We start from the raw sequence: 18,827 nt of genomic DNA, 5'->3' as shown, positions 1-18,827 counted from the left end.
CAATCAATATATGTTTTTATAATATATCATTCAGAATATTATTTAAATAAATCTATTTAATATTAGCGCTTAATCACTAATTTTTATGAAATTAGGCACATATTGGTAAGTTTTTTTGAAAAATAAGTATTTTTACTTGAATCATAAGCATCCAAATCGGTGACAAAACAGTATTGAAATACTTTAATGAGCCAACTAATCGCACTGAGAAAGTAGCTTTCCAAACCCAAGTGGAAACAACTATCACGTACGCTAGAGAGATTTCTCATCGATCAACCTAATCTATTTCTACTTAAAAAATCCATTTTCTCACCACTTGAAGAATGATCAGATATCAACGCTTAATGGCTTGCATCTGCAAGTTGCGACTGTGTTCGTAACAATCATGAAATTTATGGTGATTGATATTCATTAATAAAAACAAGCAGCCATATTTCAAAAAACATAGCTGCTTAATCGGTCAATTAAACAATATCGACCACAACTTTAATTGAAGCAAAGCCACTTTCTAGGTAATCATGAGCTTCAAGCGCATTTTCCAGAGTAAAAGTACGTGGATCAACAATCGGTTTGATTTTTCCCGATTCAACATACTGGGTTAATTCTCGCAAAATATCTCCATGATGAGCCCGTCCTTGACCCGATAACATCGGTAATAACACAAACACACCTGAAATGGTTGCAGCACGTAAAGAAGATGGTGCTAAATTGATTTCACCAAAGGCATAACAACTTGCAATATGTCCATAGGGTTTTATCGCTGATAATGATGCGGCAAGCGTATCACCTCCTACAGTGTCATAAATAATATCAAACCCCTGACCTCCAGTATATTTCTGCACATAATCTTCAACGCTTTGTGTTGCATAATCAATTGCTGTAGCACCTAGCCCCTCAATCATTTTCTGACGCTTTGCTGAACCAGTCGCATACACATGTGCACCTTTCGCTTTCGCTAGTTGGACAACCATATGACCAACACCACCAGTACCCTGTACTAAAACCGTATCGCCTTCTTTTATTCGAGCCTGATCAATCAAGCCTTCCCAAGCAGTTAAGAAAACTAGCGGTAAAGCCGCGGCTTCACGCATAGATAAATTTTTGGGCTTAATAGCAAGCAAATCGCCATCTACAGCAATATATTCGGCTAAAGTGCCTTGTAGCCCTCGGACACCACCGGCAAGACCATAGACCTCATCTCCGACCTTAAAAGCTGTCACGTTGTTCCCAACTTCAATAATTTCACCTGCCAGATCTGTTCCTAATACTGCAGGTAGGACTGGATCTGCATAAGGTGCAGCACCTTCACGGATTTTATAATCAATTGGATTCACACCGCTGCTATGAATTTTTACTAAAACTTCATTTGCATTAATCTCAGGAATTGGAATTTCAATAAGATTAAATTCCTTTACATCATAACTTTTCAGGATTTGCGCTTTCATTTTATTTACCTCTATTCATGAAAAAAAAATCGCCGAACAATCGGGGCTGATAAAGAAATGTACTGAAAAATCAAATCAAAAAAAATGATAGAATGCGGATTTCTTAATTCCATAATTTGGAATAATCTATGAATAACTATTTCGAATTGATTAAAATTTTCTGCACAGTTGCAAACGCAGAAAATTTCAAAAAAGCGGCGATACAGTTAGGAAAATCCCCACAATCCATTACACGTGCGATTCAGGAACTGGAAGATCAGAAGGGTGAGATTCTTTTTTATCGAAGTACACGAGGTCATAAAATCACCCGTGAAGGTGAAGAACTACTAAAACAGGCCCAGCCATTAATTAACAAAATTAATGAGTTAGTCAAGAACAGTGCCACTGAAACGATTGAAGATGTTGCAGGTCATATCCGTCTGACCATGCCAACCACATTTGGTCGACATATCATTATCCCCTTAATTTCAAAGTTCCAAATTGATTATCCAGAGATAAAAATCAGCTGTATGCTGACTGATGAACACAGCAATGTCATTACGAATCAAATAGATATTGGTATTCGGATTGGCTTTCTGAATGACAATCGCTTTGTCTCTCGTAAAATCATGAACATGGGATTTCGCGTCGTCGGTGCTCCATCACTGATAAAAAGAGTTGGACAACCACAACAGATTGAGGATCTGAATCATTTTCCAATTATTGCATTCGAGAATTTATCTTCAAATCAATATTGGTTCTGGGGATTTGAATATGATCAGACTTTTATGCCCAATTTACCTCTTTTTTCAACCAATGATCTTGATGCTTATTGCCAAGCATTAATTGATGGGATTGGTTTTGGTCATATTCCCGACTTTCTAGCATTACCGATGATTAAACAAGGTACTGTTGTTGAAGTGATGCAAAATATGAAATCATCTCCTTGGGGTTTATATTTATATCGCCCACAATTAGGACCAACACCTAAACGAATAAAATTACTTTATAACTATCTCATTGAAAATTTGTTAAAAAAAGAATAATTGCTGTTTGCAACCTATACATTCATCATCACCTTGGCAACTAAGTTCATAAAAAGTTTAACTTTTTAAACTTAGATACTCTAAATGATAACTTTAATAATTGGAGCAGCAAGATGTGAATTTATATGTTGTGTAGCAAAACGAATTTGATGTTCTTCCAGCAATTCTGACTCTTGGTTGAATAAATTATAGATTTTTGATTAAGTCTCTTCTTTCTAAAAATCATCAGTTTGAATATATCTAAGGACTCGTGATCGCGTATTAAGCCCAACATTTGGACTTATAATACTGCTTTTGCAAGTTCATCTACATCGAAATATGTCGAGAAGATAAAAATTCTTTCATGATACTTTTCCATAAGTATTCAGTCCATGCAAACTCTAGGTGTAGGCTGTTGTATTGACTTATACAATAGCCTATTTTTAGGTTTTAATAGCGTCCGCAGTGCTGTAATAAAGGTATAAACAACTGATTTTGCTGATACCTTTATGCACAAGAAGGTTAACTTTATCTATTTTTTAACGACAAGCTTAACGAACGAGATCTTCAATACCAATCAGTTTTGGTAATTTATCGATTACTTTATTTAACTCAGCATTAGCTGGAGAAATACATCCAGTGTAATGGCTCAGTTTTGTTACAGTACCATCAGGCTTTTTCCAAGAGAAATAAGCACTTGGCTGGTCAGTTGCTGTTTCTTCACAACCTGTTGTTTTGACATTTGCGCCCGTAGCAGGACGATAGGTTTTTAGCTCTTGTTGTAATTTCTTATAAACAGAAGGATCAACCGTTAAATCCTGAGTTCCTGTCACCTTGGTATATTGTTTACCATCAAAATGAACAGCTCCTTCAGGTGTAATCTCAACAGAATAGATTGGGCATGCACCAAAACATGGACTAGACGAATAGCGAATTGCTTCTTGCGCCGTATCCTGAGGTTGTTGAGGAGTGGTTGCGCAACCAACTAAAGAAAAAGTAAAAAGGCCCGCAATGAATAATTTTTTCATTTGTTGATCCGTTATAAAGTATGTTATTCAAATTTAACAAATCGTAGAAATTTTGTCATTTAGATTGATGTAAAAAAAATGGAAAAATCACTTAAATCTACTTAGGCTATTTGGAATCAGAGAAAAAAAAGAGCTGTACATCCGTTAATTAAGCTTAGTCTTGAGCTTGAAGAATTAAGCGAGCAAGTTCTAAATCATCAGTATAAGTAATCTTGATATTATCTGAACGTCCCTGCACCACTTGTACAGGCTCATTCACATATTCCAAAGCACTTGCTTCATCAGTGATCACGATGTGATTGGCCAAAGCCTTTTCAATTGCACCTTTAAGAACGCCGAGTTTCGCCATTTGTGGCGTTTGTGCTTGCCACAACAACTCACGGCTTACAGTTTTCTCAATCTGATGTTGCTGAGGGACTCGCTTAAGGGTGTCACGTACAGGAATAGCCAAAATGGCACTTTGATTTGAATACTGGGCTGATTCGACTAAATTTGTTAGGCAGTTTACAGTTACGCATGGCCGTGCAGCGTCATGGACCAATACCCAATCATCTTCATGGGCAATTTCAGATAAATAGATCAAGGCATTTAAAACAGAATGTACCCGCTCAGCACCGCCCAAACAAAAATGCAGTTTATCACTATGCTGAAAAGACAGGGTTTTTGCAAAATTATCTTGTACACCAATGGCAAGTACGCAACCTGCTAAATCTAAGGAATTCAGTCGATTGACAGTGTGTTCAAGTACAGTATGCTCTTGAATATACTGGTATTGTTTTAATTCAGTTTTTGAAAAACGACTGCCCGAACCCGCTGCTGGTACAACCGCCCACAGCTTAGTCTGGGTTTTCATTGGTTGCAGTGTCTTCTTTTGCGTTAGGATCGATATAAATCGGTTTGTAATGGGTACTAATGGTACTCATTTGCACAAACGTCTCATTCGGTTTAATCAAACCTAAATCTAAACGAGCATGCTCTTCGATGGCTTCGCTGCCATTTTTTAAATCAAAAACTTCCGCCGCTAAAATACGATTACGTTCTTTTAGCTCAGTATTAATTTCTGCTTGCTGCGTAATTTGTTGAGTTAAAGCTTGGTGAGGAAAATAGCCCCCCTCACCTAGCCAAAACTGATACTGCAAGCTTGCCACCAGAGCGATGACAAGCACTAGAATCAATTTACTCGAGGTCGATCGAAACATCTCTATCATGAAAAATTCCCTACATCCTTCTTACAAGGAAGATCATCTGCAAATTCTATATGATTATGAATTTGCAGAGTTTCTCTCTTTTGTAAAGAAAGATGATCAGAAGTATTCAACATAGATAAATTGACCTTATTTTAGACCTTTGAATTCAGCTTTACCGCGGTAAGCTGCATTCGTTAATTCTTCAATGCGAAGTAATTGGTTATATTTTGCTACACGGTCAGAACGGCAAAGTGAACCGGTCTTGATTTGACCCGCTGCGGTACCAACTGCCAAGTCAGCAATTGTTGAATCTTCAGTTTCACCAGAACGGTGTGAGATCACAGTACTATAACCATTTGCTTTCGCAAGGTAGATGGCATCTAGAGTTTCAGTCAATGTACCGATCTGGTTGTATTTGATCAGAATAGAGTTACCGACTTTCTCATTGATACCACGTTGTAAAATCTTAGGATTAGTTACGAATAAATCGTCACCAACCAATTGGATTTTGTCACCAAGGATTGAGGTTAAGTAGCTCCAACCTTCCCAGTCAGATTCATCTAAACCATCTTCAATCGAAATGATTGGGTATTGGTTTACAAGACCCGCTAAATAGTCAGAGAACTGGTTGCTTGTGAATGCTTTATTACCTTCACCAGCAAGAACATATTGACCATTTTTGTAGAATTCTGAAGAAGCACAGTCAAGTGCCAACATAATATCAGAACCTGCTTTGTAACCCGTTTGGCCAATCGCTTCAAGAATAACTGTGATTGCTTCTTCGTTTGAACGCAAGTTTGGTGCAAAACCACCTTCATCACCCACAGCAGTGTTTAAACCTTTTTTGTTTAAAACTGATTTTAGTGAATGGAAGATTTCAGCGCCTGCGCGTAATGCTTCAGCAAATGACGTGAAGCCTACAGGCTCAATCATAAACTCTTGAATATCAACATTATTGTCAGCATGCGAACCACCATTGATGATGTTCATCATTGGTACAGGCATGGTCAAAGTCGTTTGACCACGAAGATCAGCGATATATTGGAAAAGCGGGATTTTCTTTTCATCGGCAGCAGCACGTGCAGCAGCCAATGAAACTGCTAAAGTTGCGTTAGCACCTAATTTTTCTTTGTTTTCAGTACCATCAAGCGCGATCATCGTATTATCGATGTCTTTTTGTTCGAATACTGATTTGCCCACTAAAGCGTCACGGATAATGGTATTGACGTTATTAACCGCAGTTTTAACACCTTTGCCCAAATAACGTGCTTTGTCGCCATCACGAAGTTCTAAAGCTTCACGAGAACCAGTTGAAGCACCAGATGGTGCACATGCACGACCAACAACCCCAGATTCTAAAATAACGTCTGCTTCGATGGTTGGGTTACCACGAGAGTCCAAAATTTCACGTGCGCGGATGTCAACGATTTGGCTCATGAACAATTCCTCTGTTGAATGAAAAACAAGATGCAAATGATTGCATCAATGGGTGTCTAACTTTTTGAATCCTTTAACCAAAGTATCCAATTCTTTTAATTGCGCCAAGAATGGCTCAAGCTGAGATAAACGCAATGCACATGGTCCATCACATTTTGCAATTTCAGGTTCAGGATGTGCTTCCAAGAACAGACCAGCCAATCCTGTTGCCATACCCGCACGCGCTAGAGTCGTAATTTGGGCACGGCGACCACCTGCAGAATCAGCACGTCCACCTGGGGTTTGCAATGCATGGGTCACATCAAAGAATACCGGCACATTCATTTCTTTCATGGTGTCAAAGCCAAGCATATCAACAACCAAGTTGTTATAACCAAATGCTGAACCACGTTCACAAAGAATGAGTTTGTCATTCCCAGCTTCCAAACACTTATGCAAAATATGACGCATTTCATGTGGTGCTAAGAATTGTGCTTTTTTGATATTGATAATGGCTTGAGTTTTCGCCATTGCTTCAACAAGATCAGTCTGACGACTTAGGAAGGCAGGAAGTTGAATAATGTCGGCAACTTCAGCAACTGGTGCTGCTTGGTACGGCTCGTGAACGTCAGTGATAATCGGCACATTAAAATGCTTTTTAATGTCAGCTAGCCATTCAATGCCTTTTTCCAAACCTGGTCCACGGTATGAGTTAAGGCTTGAACGGTTTGCTTTATCAAAGCTCGCCTTAAATACATAAGGAATGTCTAAGCGCTTGCAAATATCAACATAAGTTTCAGCAATTTCAAATGCTAAATCTTTTGACTCTAGTACGTTCATTCCGCCAAATAATACAAATGGCAAATGATTTGCCATTTGTATATCGCCTAAACGTACAACTTCTTGTGGTTTTAATTGTGACATTTAAACTTTCCCAGTTTATTTAAAACTCAGTACTTACTTTTGGTGCTGATTTTTAGCAGCCCCGATAAAACTAGCAAATAATGGGTGTCCATCACGTGGTGAACTTGTAAATTCCGGGTGGAATTGTACAGCAATAAACCAAGGATGTTCAGGAATTTCTACAGTTTCAACTAAATGTTGTACTGATGAATAACCTGAAATTTTCATTCCTGCTTGTTCAAGTGCAGGAATAAAACGATCATTCATTTCATAGCGATGACGATGACGCTCAGTAATTTCAGCTTTACCATAGACTTCGCGAGTTTTGGTACCTTCAACCAATTCAGATTTTTGTGCACCCAAACGCATGGTACCGCCTAAGTCAGACTCAAGGCTACGTTGCTGTAATTCACCACGCTCATCTAACCATTCAGTGATTAAACCAATGAGTGGGTATTTGGTTGAGCGGTTAAATTCTGTTGAGCTTGCTTCAGGCATTGCTGCTACATTACGTGCATACTCAATTACAGCCAATTGCATACCTAAACAAATGCCAAGGAATGGAATTTTGTTTTCACGTGCATATTGAATGGCTTTCATTTTGCCTTCAGTACCGCGCTCACCAAAACCACCTGGAACTAAAATCGCGTCAGCAGTACTTAAAATACTAATATCTTGCTGTTCAAGCTCTTCAGCATTGACATAATCAATCTGAACTTTGACACGGTTTTGAATGCCAGCATGTAAAAGCGCTTCATTGACAGATTTATAAGCATCTGGCAATTCTACATATTTACCTACCATCGCCACACGTACTGTGTATTCTGGGTTGAGTAATGCTTCTACCACATTGTCCCAATCTTCAAGATTTGCTTCTGGAAGATCGTTGTAACCAAAACGTTCACAAATTAAGTCATCAACATTTTGTTCGTAGAACGTACGTGGAATTTGATAAATCGTTTTTGCATCTTTACAGACCACAACGGCACGCGCTTCCACATTGGTGAACAATGCAATTTTACGTTTGGTATCAACATCGACATCATATTCAGTACGACAAATTAAAATATCTGGCTGAATACCGATAGAAAGAAGCTCTTTCACTGAGTGTTGCGTTGGCTTGGTTTTGAGTTCAGCCGCTGATTTGATGTATGGCAATAAGGTCAAATGCATAAGCATGGTACGTTTATGACCAAGCTCAACCATCAATTGACGTACTGATTCCATGAACGGAAGTGATTCGATATCACCAACCGTACCACCAATCTCAACGATTGCAACATCGTAGCCTTCACCAGCACGAAGTACACGTTCTTTAATGTTGTCTGTAATATGTGGAATAACTTGAACCGTACCACCTAAGTAGTCACCACGACGTTCTTTATTCAAAACGTCTTGATATACACGACCACTGGTAAAGTTATTCAGTTTGGTCATTTTCGCACGACGTAAGAAACGTTCGTAATATCCCAAATCTAAGTCAGTTTCAGCACCATCCTCTGTGACGAAAACTTCACCGTGCTGAAATGGGCTCATGGTACCTGGATCGACATTAATGTATGGATCCATTTTTACCATAGTGACTTTTAAGCCACGAGCTTCCAAAAGTGCAGCAACAGAAGCAGCAGAAATACCTTTACCTAGTGATGAAACCACACCACCAGTGACAAAAATAAAATGGGTCATTGAGTTTCTCGTACAATCGAGCCGAAATCGGCCTACAATGTTGGGCAATTTTACTGTACTCTGCCCCTATAAAGCAAAGTCAAACCGCATCAATTCAAAGAACTATAAACAACTGGTTATTCTATCAGCATTTTCGATAAAAATTTAAGGGTTTTGTGGATTTTTCATCCATAAATGAGCGTTCATCAATCAAATTCATCAACAAATGAATTAAAAATCAGGTTTGCATCACAGACGAATCAGCTTCAAACCCTAAACCTCTTTGCAAGCATTTATAAAATATCAACAAACTCAACAATGCGTAGTGATTTCTTCACATAGATTTACTGTTATAATTGCTGCTGTCCTTTTTTAATATGTTGTTTTAGCAATGGCGAATAAAAAACTTTTAATTTGTGCAGCACTTGCGACTGGTCTTTTATTAACTGCTTGTGTGAAAAAAGAAGAACCTAAAAGCGAAGAGCAGACTGCAACTGAAACTCAAGCTCAGCCTGAACCTGAAAAAATCCAAGAGTTCGAGTCTTTAGAAAGTGTCGATAAGCATGAAGCTCCAGCGCCAGTTGTAGAAACAACGCGTGAAGAAACACCAAATACAACGACTGAGATTCGTCGTGAGACTCGTCCAGCTCAAACAGAAACACCAACTGAAGCTCCACGAGCAGAAGAGCAAAAACCTGTAAATGCTGAACAGAAACCAGCAAAGACAGAACAGCCTAAAGCAGAACAACCTGTGAAAGCTGCAAAACCATCTGCACCAGCTCAAAGTGAAGATGACGCTGTTGCTGCTGCAATTGCTGCTGCAACCCCTGCTTTAAATAACTAAGTTTTCAGTTGCAGGAAAAAAGCCAGTTGAAATCAACTGGCTTTTTTATCTCAATAAATTTAGTAATTCTTAAAAAAATCCGCCATCAAACGCGAGGCCCAAGACTTCACTCTTAAACTCTCATAAAAACCACAATGACTGCCTTTCTTCGTCGTTACTACAGCAATATTGTCCATTTGCTGAATGGCATCCTTATAAGGTTCTAAGTTTTTAATTGAACAAACCGGATCATCTTCTGCATTGAGAATCATCAATGGAATTTTGACATTTTCAAAAACATAGATTGGATTAATGGCCTGGCAATAACTTTGATAATCCTGAAATCCAGCCATTTCAAAATATTCTTTTTCAAACGCTTCCAAACTTGTTGTCGTCAGCACTTTTTCGACAGAGGCAATTTGATTCCATGTATTCTGATACGGATAAATGAAGTATTTAAATAACTTCTTGGTCATCATTTTACTATAAAAAGGATGTACATTTTTAAAACCGATTTCAGTGTTATAGCCAGGACACATTGCAAAAGCCGCTTTGAATGGTGTATCTAAACCTTGCTCGCCTAAATAGCGCACCAAAAGCCCCGTGCCTGCTGAGGAACCAACAGCATATAAATCGGATTGTGGAAACAGATTTTGAATATGCACAAGCTGTTCTTTTAGGTCACTGGTTGAACCAAACAGTGAAATACGAGGCACGGGCATTGGTAATCCAGCATGACCACGGCGCAAACATAGTGCAATTCGCCAACCATTATATTCATGCAAATCTTTGACCAGTTCACGCATACTTTCAGGAGTCCCTGTAATGGTATGCATAATCACAATGGTTGGTGTTTCTACTGGTAGGTCATAGCCATACCACGCAACCGCAGTGATACCACCATCCTGCATAATCAAACGATCAACGCGATCATATTCAAGTTTGATAGTCTTCTTACGAATGACATCGAAATACAACAAGTGCATATGGGTATTACTGAGCCAAGGCGTAGGACGATATTTTTGCTTTAACTGAGGTAGTTTTTCTAAAACATCTTTAATTTTCCCTTTCGGGTCATAGTACATTTTGGGTTGCTCAGCACCAAGCACTGAATCAAGGAGTTCTGAGCCTAACACTTTGATTTTATCTAAAGCAGATATACCCATATTCAATAACCGCCTCTATCTAAGCATGAGTAAATGTTTGTCGCACCAAAGCCGCGACCTGTTGTCCCCAGATGGCATAGATTTCTTTGCTTGGATGAAAACCATCGCTTGCCATCGGCAAATCCATTGCTTGAAAAGCTTCAATATCATATTGAATAAATCGAAATTGTGATTGTGGTGCCAACCATAATTGTAATGCCTGATTCATTTGCTCTGCGTATTTTCCAAACAACCAAGCCAAAGGATTAGGCAAAGCTGGAAAATGCTGCATTGGTGGCACACCCGATACAATAATGAGTTTAGGTTGAAACTGACGCTGTATATAAGTGAATAGCCTTTTTTGTTGTTTAAGCCAAGATTTGGCAGAAGTCAGTTTAGTCACATCATTGACACCAATTGAAGTGATAACAACATCATAACACTGCTGTTCTAATAGTTGTACCGCTTGAAAAACCTGTTGCGTGGTATCACCTGTTTTAGCATGTAGTTTCCATTGCAACAGATATTCATCCTGCAACTCTGCGATAATCGCTCCTGACAAAGCTTGTTGCTGGGTTTCAACCCCAACACCTGCTGCAGCTGAATCGCCAAGAATGAGTAAAGAAAGTGGCTGACCTTGACCAACACGTCCATTACGCTCACCACGTGCTTCCGAAAGACGTGGTGTATTGTGACGAACTTTCATACCCTGTACGACTAATACAGGCAATAATGCAAAAGTTGAAAGCTTTAACCACATTTTCATTCTCTTAATATTACTTAGGCTATTTTTCAGACATCAATTCGGTTGATACTTGGCAAATCGTGCACCCATTTTTTCTGCCAATGCCGCCAAACCGCTCATTGGTCGGATCATCACTTCAAAATCAATGATTTTGCCTTGCTCATTAAAGCGAATCATATCGATGCCTTTAAGTGATTTTCCGCTGACATTGGCACTGAATTCCAACACCACATTTGCACCATCTTCGGTATAAAATTCACGGTGATAGGTAAAATTCTCAAAAACCTGAATCACATTGGTCAAAATAAAGAAAACCACGTGTTTCCCTTCATAAGGGTTATAAGCAACTGGTGAACGAAACACCACATCGTCTGCCAATAAATCATTTAAGTTGGATAGGTCACCTGTTTTAATCATCTGATGCCAGTTTTCTAAAGCTTGTTTTGTCATTTCCAATGTCATTGTTATTCTCCCTTGAGATTTAATCGATACGTCAGGAGCATTTCCTCAATAGCAAATGCTCCCTGTAGTTTTTACAACGTTGCCGCTAACTCAGCACCTTGGCGAATTGCACGTTTTGCATCTAACTCACCCGCTTCTTTGGCGCCACCAATCAAGTGAACACTTTTACCATCCGCTTTAAGTTGATCAAACATTGCGGTATACGATTCCTGACCTGCACAAATCACCACATTATCCACCTCAAGTACACGAATTTGACCGTCAACGGTAATATGTAAACCTTGATCATCCACTTTGTCGTAGCTGGCGCCAGCAATCATTTTTACATCACGATGTTTTAAGCCTGTACGATGAATCCAGCCTGTAGTTTTACCCAGACCTGCACCAACAGACGCACTCTTACGTTGCAATAAATAAATCTCACGTTCAGACTTTTCTAACTCAGCTGCTTTTAAACCACCTACATGTGTATAAGAGGTATCAATACCCCATTCTGCATAGAACTTTTCAGGATTTAAGCTGCCGCTATCACCTTCATGGGTTAAATATTCTGCCGTATCGAAGCCGATACCACCCGCACCAATAATGGCAACACGTTTGCCGACAGGTACACGTTCTTTTAGCACTTGGATGTAGCTCAAAACTTTTGGATGATCGATGCCTTCAAATTGTAATTGACGCGGCGTCACGCCTGTTGCAACCACAATATCATCGTAGTCCGCTTGGCTCAGTTCTTCATAAGTCGCTGTGTGATTCAGCACCAACTCAATATTCGGCTGTAATTCGATTTGACGTTTGAAGTAGCGTAAAGTTTCGTAGAATTCTTCTTTACCTGGAATGGTCTTGGCAATGTTGAATTGACCACCAATTTGATTGCTTGCATCAAAGACTTTAACTTTATGCCCACGACTTGCTGCATATACTGCAAAGCTCAAACCCGCTGGGCCTGCACCAATCACTGCAATATTTTTAACCGCATTCGCGTCTTTAAAGATCAGCTCAGTTTCGTAACAAGCACGTGGATTGACTAAGCATGTTGCAATTTTCATTGAGAAAATATGGTCTAAACAAGCTTGGTTACAACCAATACAAGTATTAATTTCATCGCTACGACCTTCACTGGCTTTTAATACAAACTCAGGATCGGCCAACATTGGGCGTGCCATAGACACCATATCGGCATGACCAGAGGCCAATACATGCTCTGCCATTTCAGGGGTATTAATACGGTTCGAGGTAATCAATGGGACTGAAACTTGACCTTTTAGTTTTTCAGTTACCCATGTAAATGCAGCGCGCGGTACTTTGGTTGCAATGGTTGGAATACGTGCTTCATGCCAACCAATTCCTGTATTGATAATGGTCGCACCGGCTTTTTCAATTGCTTTCGCCAGTTGAATGACTTCTTCTAAGCTTGAACCCCCTTCAACCAAATCCAGCATCGACAAGCGATAAATAATAATAAAGTTTTCACCGACTAGATCACGGGTACGCTTAACGATTTCAATCGGGAAACGGATACGATTTTCATAGCTACCCCCCCATTCATCATCACGATGGTTGGTACGTGCTGCAATAAACTCATTAATCAGATAACCTTCCGACCCCATGATTTCGACACCATCATAGCCCGCGTATTGTGCCAGCTTGGCGCAGTTGGCAAAGTCATCAATGGTTTGCTGTACTTCAGCTGAACTTAATGCTTTAGGTTTAATTGGATTAATCGGTGCTTGAATCGCAGAAGGTGCAACAATCTCAGGCTGATAAGAATAGCGCCCTGTATGTAAAATCTGCATCGCAATCTTACCACCCGCATCATGCACTGCTTGGGTGATCACTTTATGTTTTTCTGCTTCTGCAATGCTATCCAGCTTAGATGCATGTGCGAATGTCAGACCCGCATCGTTTGGAGAAATACCCCCTGTTACGATTAATCCCACATCACCTTTAGCACGCTCTGCATAAAATGCAGCCATACGTTCATAACCTTGGGGTGCTTCTTCTAAACCAACATGCATAGACCCCATGAGGACACGGTTTTTTAAGGTGGTAAAGCCTAAATCAAGTGGCTTTAATAAATGTGGATAAGCTGACATGGTTTCTCCTTTGGCTCGCACTCTGCTAGCTAATGCAACTTGTTGCATAAAGTTATAAACAAGATTTGATTTTTATGCAACATATTGCATAATTCTGATGAGTCATTTTTTATTATGGAACATCATGTCACTAGCCCATGTTTTATTGACCAGCTTATTGGAAAAACCAAGTACAGGTTTTGACTTGGCTCGTCGCTTTGACCGTTCAATGGGCTTCTTTTGGAATGCGACTCATCAGCAAATCTATCGTGAACTCAACGGGATGCTGAAAAAAGGATGGATTTCGACATTAGAAGAACAAGCTGCCAACAGCCGTAAAAAAACTTATCAAGTTGAACAACTTGGAAGAATACAACTGGCGTCATGGATTGAACAACAAAGTGAACCCGCGCAATTGCGCGATGACCTCATGGTCAGGCTAAGAGCAGAAGCTCAACTCGGTGGCAATAATATTTTGCCTGAATTAGAACGCCATTTGTCGTTACATAAGGAAAAATTAAGCCTTTATCAAGCCATTCATGATAAAGATTTTAAAGATAACGAACCAACCAATCGCATTTTGTTTATCCATAAGATGATTCTGGAACTTGGTATCATTAAGGAAAATGAATGGATAAAATGGTTGGAACAAATGATTCCTCAACTGAAAAAGTTTGAAGAAGCCAACAATCGTGGAGAAAAATAATGCCGTTTTATAGTATGCCCGATCAAGAAAAATTATTTGTGCGACGCGTTGGTGAAGGCGAACCTGTACTCGTCTTATCCGGACTGGGCATGCAAAGCTGGCAATGGCTCCCTTTCTTATTTGCCAACCGCAAACAATATGAATTTATCATTCCCGATTGGCGTGGTTTTGGTGGTTCAAAAAATTGCGCGATTCCAGAGCTCGATGCAATCTCAAGTCATTGGAATGATGTAGACTCACTGATCCAACAATTAAAACTCGATCAATTCATCTTGATGGGTTATTCCATGGGTGCAACCACAGCCATGCATGGCATGAAGCATGGTGGTTTAGCTGAAAAACTTAAGGCCTATCTGCATATTGATCAAACTCCTAAAATTGCGGTTGATGATTCTTGGCAATACGGGTTATTTGGTCCAAAGCACCCTCAATTTAAAAAACTGTTAATTGATATCCAAACCTTATTGCTCGATTATAAAAACGCACAAACATTAGAGGATCTACCCAATGATGTTCGCTATAACCTTGTGAGCTTATGGGGTGATTTTATTGAACTGCAAGGCAGCAATAACTACACGCCTAAAATCGTTAAACTTGCTTTGCATCGCCCATTCTTACAAAAATACTTACTGCCAATTCAGCGTTTAGACTATCTGCTTTGGTATGTCGAAAATTATCTCAATCATGATGAAGACTATCGTGAAGCCATCAGTCAGCTGAATTGCCCAACCACTTTCTTTATTGGTCGTGAATCTTCACTTTACCCAGAAACAGGACAAACCCTGATTGCAAATAGCTTGAGCAATGCAAAAGCAATTTATTTTGAACGTTCTGGACATACACCACTGATTACTGAACCAAGAAAATTCAGCCAAGAGATTGGGTGTTTTCTGAGCGCGCTCTCAACGCAAGCCGCTTAGTTCTAGCATCATAAAAAAAGCCAATCGGTTAAGATTGGCTTTTTTATGTCTAGTTTATTTTTTGTGTCGCATGTTTTCAGCAACATCCAACAACACTTGTGCAGTTTTATCCCAACCTAGGCAACCATCTGTGACTGATTGGCCATAGGTCATATCACAAGAAATTTTTTGATTGCCATCAACTAAATGACTTTCAATCATTACACCACGCACTTTTGATTCAGTACGCTCTGCGATAATTTGCTGTAAAACTTGAGGCTGTAATAACGGATCTTTACCACTATTACCATGACTACAATCAATTACCAGTGCAGGTAATTGTTTATATTTGAAATGCATCGCTTGAATCGAAGCTAAATCATAGTTAGTCCCATGATTTGAACCACGTAAAATTAAATGTGGTAATGGATTACCTTCACTATGCAAAATTGCAGGTAGACCTTGTTGAGTCATCCCCAAGAATTGATGGCCATGAAGTGCAGATTGAATCGCATCCAACGCAATTTGAATCGAACCATCGGTACCGTTTTTGAAGCCAATACTGTATGGCATATGGCTGGCAATTTCACGATGAATTTGCGACTCACTGGTCCGCGCACCAATTGCGCCCCAAGCCAATAAGTCATCGAAATAACCTGTCGCCATTGGACTTAAAATTTCGCTTGCGATTGGCAAACCTTTTTCAATCAATTGTATATAAAGCTGACGAGATTTTTCTAAACCGAGTTGTAAGTCTGATGATCCATCTAAATTTGGATCATATAAGAAACCTTTCCAGCCTACCGTGGTACGCGGTTTTTCAATATATGCACGCATAACAAGGAAAATCTGATCTTTGACCTGTTCTTGTAATTGTTGTAAGCGATCAGCATATTCGAGTACTGCGATAGGATCATGAATCGAGCAAGGACCTGTAATCACCATTAAGCGATGATCATGTCCTGATAAAATATTCTGAATCGTTTGACGATGTTTTGAAATTTGCTGCGCTAAAGTTGCAGACAAGGGATACTGCGCTTTGAGTTGTGATGGCAAGCTAAGCATTGATTCTTTTGTATGTGATTGTGGTTGTGTCAAAGCAGTATTTAAAGCATTCATTTTCAATTCCTTTGGACTGGCCTTCTTCGCAGTCCTATCATTTATTTGAGCAAGTGTGATCTAAGCGATGTTGATTTTTTTGCAAAGTAAAACCAAGAAATCTTGCTAAAATATGAATAATTAAATGTATGCATGGTATTTCTCCTAAAATCATGATTGTTAAAACATAAAAAAACCTGATCGGTGTTGCCGATCAGGTATTAACTGGTTGGGCAACCCTTTTGCTGCCCGAAACGCATCAGGCAACGATCAATATTGCCAAAAGTAAAAGTATGCGTTGGTGTTTACAGTATGCTTTAACATATTTATTTCAAATATCTAAAAAACGGTGTCTAACTATTAAATTACGCACTATTTCAGCATTTGACAAGCACTTTTTATATTTTTTTATTCCTATCTTCAAAACCTTAAAGTTTGACCTTTCGCCAGTTCCCCCATAGAATAGTGTAAAAATAAACCAATTTGAGATTACGCCAATGAAGTAAGTTCTATTTCCATCATCAAAGTTCATTTTTCTTTTTGATGTGCAAAATAGACTTAGCTATCGTTTAGCGCTTCTTTATTCTAAAACTTATCTCGATCTCTCTATTTTGCATATCCTGTTTATGAGGTTTCATATGACCCAACAGGCATGTATTATTTCCAACCTATCCCTTGAGTTAGCACAGCAAAAACTGTTTGAGCATCTGAGTTTTCAACTTCCCCTGCATCAGTTCACCGGATTGATCGGGCGCAATGGTCAGGGCAAATCATTGCTGATGTCTATTCTGCAAGCGCAAATGACAACAGCGTTACCCTACTCAGGTCAGATCACTTGGCAAACTCCACATCAATATCTGGCCCAGCACCAGCGTGTACAAGCAGATACAATCGCTCAAGCTTTGCATATTGATAATTTAAACGGATGCTTTGAACGTATCCGACAAGGCACTGCATCTTTTGCCGATTATGATCAAGTTGAACATCTATGGCATTTACCTATGGAATGGCAGCAGCTTTTGCAAAGTGCGGGTTTACCCATAGATCTTAATACGCCTACTCAGCATTTGAGTGAAGGTCAAAAAACCAAACTCGCACTATGCCGCTTATTTCTACTCAAAGATCATTATCTATTACTGGATGAACCCAGTAATCACTTAGATACACAGGGTCGTGAATGGTTGATCCAGCAAATGTCTCAACACCCTACAGGCGGGTTGATAATCAGCCATGATCGACAACTGCTGTCTCATGTACAGGGTATTTTTTCTTTAAATCAGCTAGGGCTACATTATTACGGTGGCAATTATGCGCTATATCAGCAGCAGCATCAGTTACAAGTCGACGCATTATCACACGCAGTACAGCAAGAAAAGCGTGAGTTAAAACAACTGAAAGAACAGCAACATCACAGCCAGATGAAAGCGCAGAAACGTCAAAAAGCAGGTGAAAAGCTAAGAGCTTCTGGTTCGCAAGCCCCTATCTTATTGGATGCTAAAAAGGAACAGTCAGAGCAGTCTCAGGCCCATCTGCGTAAACAACAAATCAAACAGCTTGCAGATGCAAAAGATGAACTGCAACAGAAGCAAACTCAACTGGAACATCTTAAAACCCAGTCTTTCGAATTTGCACTTACAGCCAGAAAGTCAGGAGAAATCTTACGTTGTCACCAATTACAACTCGCTTATGCGAAGACACAACCGATTGATCTTGCAATTACGGCTGGAGAAAAATTGCATTTACGTGGCGCAAATGGAACTGGCAAATCAACCTTATTGAAAACTCTTCAAGGTTTAATTCCACCACTTACAGGTGAGGTTTATTGCAAAGTAACTTCTACTTATCTTGACCAGAGGTTTTCGCTACTTGATGACACTATTTCAGCCCTAGAATATTTATGTGAAATTGATTCAAATCTGACTGAGCAACAAGCACGTACTCTCCTCGGGAACTTACAAATCCGTCGAGATAAAGCCCTTAGCGCTTTAAGAAATTTAAGTGGTGGCGAACGTTTAAAAGTTGCCTTGCTTGCCTTAAAGCAACAAGCAGTTGAACTGTTATTTTTAGATGAACCCGAAAATCATCTCGATATTGAATCTCGCCAGCTGCTGGCTCAAGCCATTCGTTCTTTTAATGGTGCTGTGATACTGGTGTCACATGACGAAACTTTTGTTGAAGCATGCGGGATCAAAACAAGTTATTTACTAAGTTAATCTTTAAATGATG

Annotated in this window: 17 protein-coding genes; 5 read left to right on the top strand and 12 right to left on the bottom strand. The window is 39.4% G+C overall.

The annotated features are described in order from the left end of the window. Positions 1-464 precede the first annotated feature (464 nt). Positions 465-1,445, bottom strand: a complete 981-nt coding sequence (locus V6E90_RS06225) for a zinc-dependent alcohol dehydrogenase family protein (protein ID WP_332604814.1) — start codon at positions 1,443-1,445, stop codon at positions 465-467. A gap of 128 nt (positions 1,446-1,573) precedes the next feature. Between V6E90_RS06225 and V6E90_RS06220 the strand changes: the two genes are divergently transcribed. Beyond that, positions 1,574-2,470, top strand: a complete 897-nt coding sequence (locus tag V6E90_RS06220; protein ID WP_065342091.1) for a LysR family transcriptional regulator — start codon at positions 1,574-1,576, stop codon at positions 2,468-2,470. 530 nt (positions 2,471-3,000) lie between these two features. On the opposite strand, the gene V6E90_RS06215 is transcribed toward V6E90_RS06220, so the two are convergent. From V6E90_RS06215 to V6E90_RS06190, 6 genes are all read right to left on the bottom strand, one after another. Then, complete coding sequence (locus V6E90_RS06215; protein ID WP_332604813.1) at positions 3,001-3,477, bottom strand: DUF6438 domain-containing protein; 477 nt, start codon at positions 3,475-3,477, stop codon at positions 3,001-3,003. A 154-nt stretch (positions 3,478-3,631) separates the two neighbouring features. Further along, complete coding sequence (gene ispD / locus V6E90_RS06210) at positions 3,632-4,330, bottom strand: 2-C-methyl-D-erythritol 4-phosphate cytidylyltransferase (RefSeq protein ID WP_332604812.1); 699 nt, start codon at positions 4,328-4,330, stop codon at positions 3,632-3,634. Then, complete coding sequence (gene ftsB, locus V6E90_RS06205) at positions 4,314-4,685, bottom strand: cell division protein FtsB (protein ID WP_004653719.1); 372 nt, start codon at positions 4,683-4,685, stop codon at positions 4,314-4,316. The genes ispD and ftsB overlap by 17 nt, the downstream gene beginning before the upstream one ends. A gap of 126 nt (positions 4,686-4,811) precedes the next feature. Next, positions 4,812-6,101, bottom strand: a complete 1,290-nt coding sequence (eno, locus tag V6E90_RS06200; protein ID WP_016539975.1) for a phosphopyruvate hydratase — start codon at positions 6,099-6,101, stop codon at positions 4,812-4,814. Between the two features lie 45 nt (positions 6,102-6,146). Continuing rightward, positions 6,147-7,004: a 3-deoxy-8-phosphooctulonate synthase gene (gene kdsA, locus V6E90_RS06195; protein WP_005153309.1), complete on the bottom strand. Its 858-nt coding sequence runs from the start codon at positions 7,002-7,004 to the stop codon at positions 6,147-6,149. A 33-nt stretch (positions 7,005-7,037) separates the two neighbouring features. Then, on the bottom strand, positions 7,038-8,669 hold the full coding sequence (locus V6E90_RS06190) for a CTP synthase (RefSeq protein WP_016539973.1): 1,632 nt from the start codon (positions 8,667-8,669) through the stop codon (positions 7,038-7,040). Between the two features lie 370 nt (positions 8,670-9,039). On the opposite strand from V6E90_RS06190, the gene V6E90_RS06185 reads away from it, so the two are divergent. After that, positions 9,040-9,492: an internalin gene (locus V6E90_RS06185; RefSeq protein WP_065342095.1), complete on the top strand. Its 453-nt coding sequence runs from the start codon at positions 9,040-9,042 to the stop codon at positions 9,490-9,492. Positions 9,493-9,551: 59 nt separating this feature from the next. Here the strand turns inward: V6E90_RS06185 and V6E90_RS06180 are convergent, their stop codons facing one another. The 4 genes from V6E90_RS06180 to V6E90_RS06165 all read right to left on the bottom strand — a co-directional run bounded on the left by V6E90_RS06180 (position 9,552) and on the right by V6E90_RS06165 (position 13,919). Next, positions 9,552-10,637, bottom strand: a complete 1,086-nt coding sequence (locus V6E90_RS06180) for a YheT family hydrolase (protein ID WP_016539971.1) — start codon at positions 10,635-10,637, stop codon at positions 9,552-9,554. 19 nt (positions 10,638-10,656) lie between these two features. After that, entirely contained in the window at positions 10,657-11,376 is a 720-nt protein-coding gene (locus tag V6E90_RS06175; protein WP_065342096.1) for an SGNH/GDSL hydrolase family protein, read from the bottom strand. A gap of 39 nt (positions 11,377-11,415) precedes the next feature. Next, entirely contained in the window at positions 11,416-11,823 is a 408-nt protein-coding gene (locus tag V6E90_RS06170; RefSeq protein ID WP_065342097.1) for a nuclear transport factor 2 family protein, read from the bottom strand. Between the two features lie 71 nt (positions 11,824-11,894). Continuing rightward, on the bottom strand, positions 11,895-13,919 hold the full coding sequence (locus V6E90_RS06165; protein ID WP_065342098.1) for an NADPH-dependent 2,4-dienoyl-CoA reductase: 2,025 nt from the start codon (positions 13,917-13,919) through the stop codon (positions 11,895-11,897). Positions 13,920-14,043: 124 nt separating this feature from the next. Here V6E90_RS06165 and V6E90_RS06160 point away from each other — a divergent pair, with 124 nt between their 5' ends. Both V6E90_RS06160 and V6E90_RS06155 read left to right on the top strand, forming a co-directional pair. Then, complete coding sequence (locus V6E90_RS06160; RefSeq protein WP_065342099.1) at positions 14,044-14,604, top strand: PadR family transcriptional regulator; 561 nt, start codon at positions 14,044-14,046, stop codon at positions 14,602-14,604. Next, positions 14,604-15,524 (top strand): alpha/beta fold hydrolase, encoded by a 921-nt coding sequence (locus V6E90_RS06155; protein WP_332604811.1) that lies wholly within the window; start codon positions 14,604-14,606, stop codon positions 15,522-15,524. The genes V6E90_RS06160 and V6E90_RS06155 overlap by 1 nt, the downstream gene beginning before the upstream one ends. Positions 15,525-15,578: 54 nt before the next feature. Here the strand turns inward: V6E90_RS06155 and V6E90_RS06150 are convergent, their stop codons facing one another. Beyond that, positions 15,579-16,622, bottom strand: a complete 1,044-nt coding sequence (locus V6E90_RS06150) for a 3-deoxy-7-phosphoheptulonate synthase (RefSeq protein ID WP_262758659.1) — start codon at positions 16,620-16,622, stop codon at positions 15,579-15,581. Between the two features lie 617 nt (positions 16,623-17,239). On the opposite strand from V6E90_RS06150, the gene V6E90_RS06145 reads away from it, so the two are divergent. Continuing rightward, entirely contained in the window at positions 17,240-18,814 is a 1,575-nt protein-coding gene (locus V6E90_RS06145; RefSeq protein WP_332604810.1) for an ATP-binding cassette domain-containing protein, read from the top strand. Positions 18,815-18,827: the final 13 nt, after the last annotated feature.

Origin of the sequence: Acinetobacter sp. ESBL14 (genome assembly GCF_036668815.1) — a bacterium.
Classification (GTDB): Bacteria; Pseudomonadota; Gammaproteobacteria; order Pseudomonadales; family Moraxellaceae; genus Acinetobacter; species Acinetobacter gyllenbergii.
This window is presented reverse-complemented; position numbering and strand designations above follow the sequence as displayed.

Excerpts from the sequence above, each read along its gene's own strand:
- eno (WP_016539975.1), bottom strand. The coding sequence starts at position 6,101 with ATGAGCCAAATCGTTGACATCCGCGCACGTGAAATTTTGGACTCTCGT.
- V6E90_RS06150 (WP_262758659.1), bottom strand. The coding sequence starts at position 16,622 with ATGAATGCTTTAAATACTGCTTTGACACAACCACAATCACATACAAAA.
- V6E90_RS06180 (WP_016539971.1), bottom strand. The coding sequence starts at position 10,637 with ATGGGTATATCTGCTTTAGATAAAATCAAAGTGTTAGGCTCAGAACTC.
- V6E90_RS06165 (WP_065342098.1), bottom strand. The coding sequence starts at position 13,919 with ATGTCAGCTTATCCACATTTATTAAAGCCACTTGATTTAGGCTTTACC.
- V6E90_RS06185 (WP_065342095.1), top strand. The coding sequence starts at position 9,040 with ATGGCGAATAAAAAACTTTTAATTTGTGCAGCACTTGCGACTGGTCTT.
- V6E90_RS06190 (WP_016539973.1), bottom strand. The coding sequence starts at position 8,669 with ATGACCCATTTTATTTTTGTCACTGGTGGTGTGGTTTCATCACTAGGT.
- V6E90_RS06225 (WP_332604814.1), bottom strand. The coding sequence starts at position 1,445 with ATGAAAGCGCAAATCCTGAAAAGTTATGATGTAAAGGAATTTAATCTT.
- ftsB (WP_004653719.1), bottom strand. The coding sequence starts at position 4,685 with ATGATAGAGATGTTTCGATCGACCTCGAGTAAATTGATTCTAGTGCTT.
- V6E90_RS06175 (WP_065342096.1), bottom strand. The coding sequence starts at position 11,376 with ATGTGGTTAAAGCTTTCAACTTTTGCATTATTGCCTGTATTAGTCGTA.
- V6E90_RS06215 (WP_332604813.1), bottom strand. The coding sequence starts at position 3,477 with ATGAAAAAATTATTCATTGCGGGCCTTTTTACTTTTTCTTTAGTTGGT.
- V6E90_RS06145 (WP_332604810.1), top strand. The coding sequence starts at position 17,240 with ATGACCCAACAGGCATGTATTATTTCCAACCTATCCCTTGAGTTAGCA.
- kdsA (WP_005153309.1), bottom strand. The coding sequence starts at position 7,004 with ATGTCACAATTAAAACCACAAGAAGTTGTACGTTTAGGCGATATACAA.
- ispD (WP_332604812.1), bottom strand. The coding sequence starts at position 4,330 with ATGAAAACCCAGACTAAGCTGTGGGCGGTTGTACCAGCAGCGGGTTCG.
- V6E90_RS06220 (WP_065342091.1), top strand. The coding sequence starts at position 1,574 with ATGAATAACTATTTCGAATTGATTAAAATTTTCTGCACAGTTGCAAAC.
- V6E90_RS06155 (WP_332604811.1), top strand. The coding sequence starts at position 14,604 with ATGCCGTTTTATAGTATGCCCGATCAAGAAAAATTATTTGTGCGACGC.
- V6E90_RS06160 (WP_065342099.1), top strand. The coding sequence starts at position 14,044 with ATGTCACTAGCCCATGTTTTATTGACCAGCTTATTGGAAAAACCAAGT.
- V6E90_RS06170 (WP_065342097.1), bottom strand. The coding sequence starts at position 11,823 with ATGACATTGGAAATGACAAAACAAGCTTTAGAAAACTGGCATCAGATG.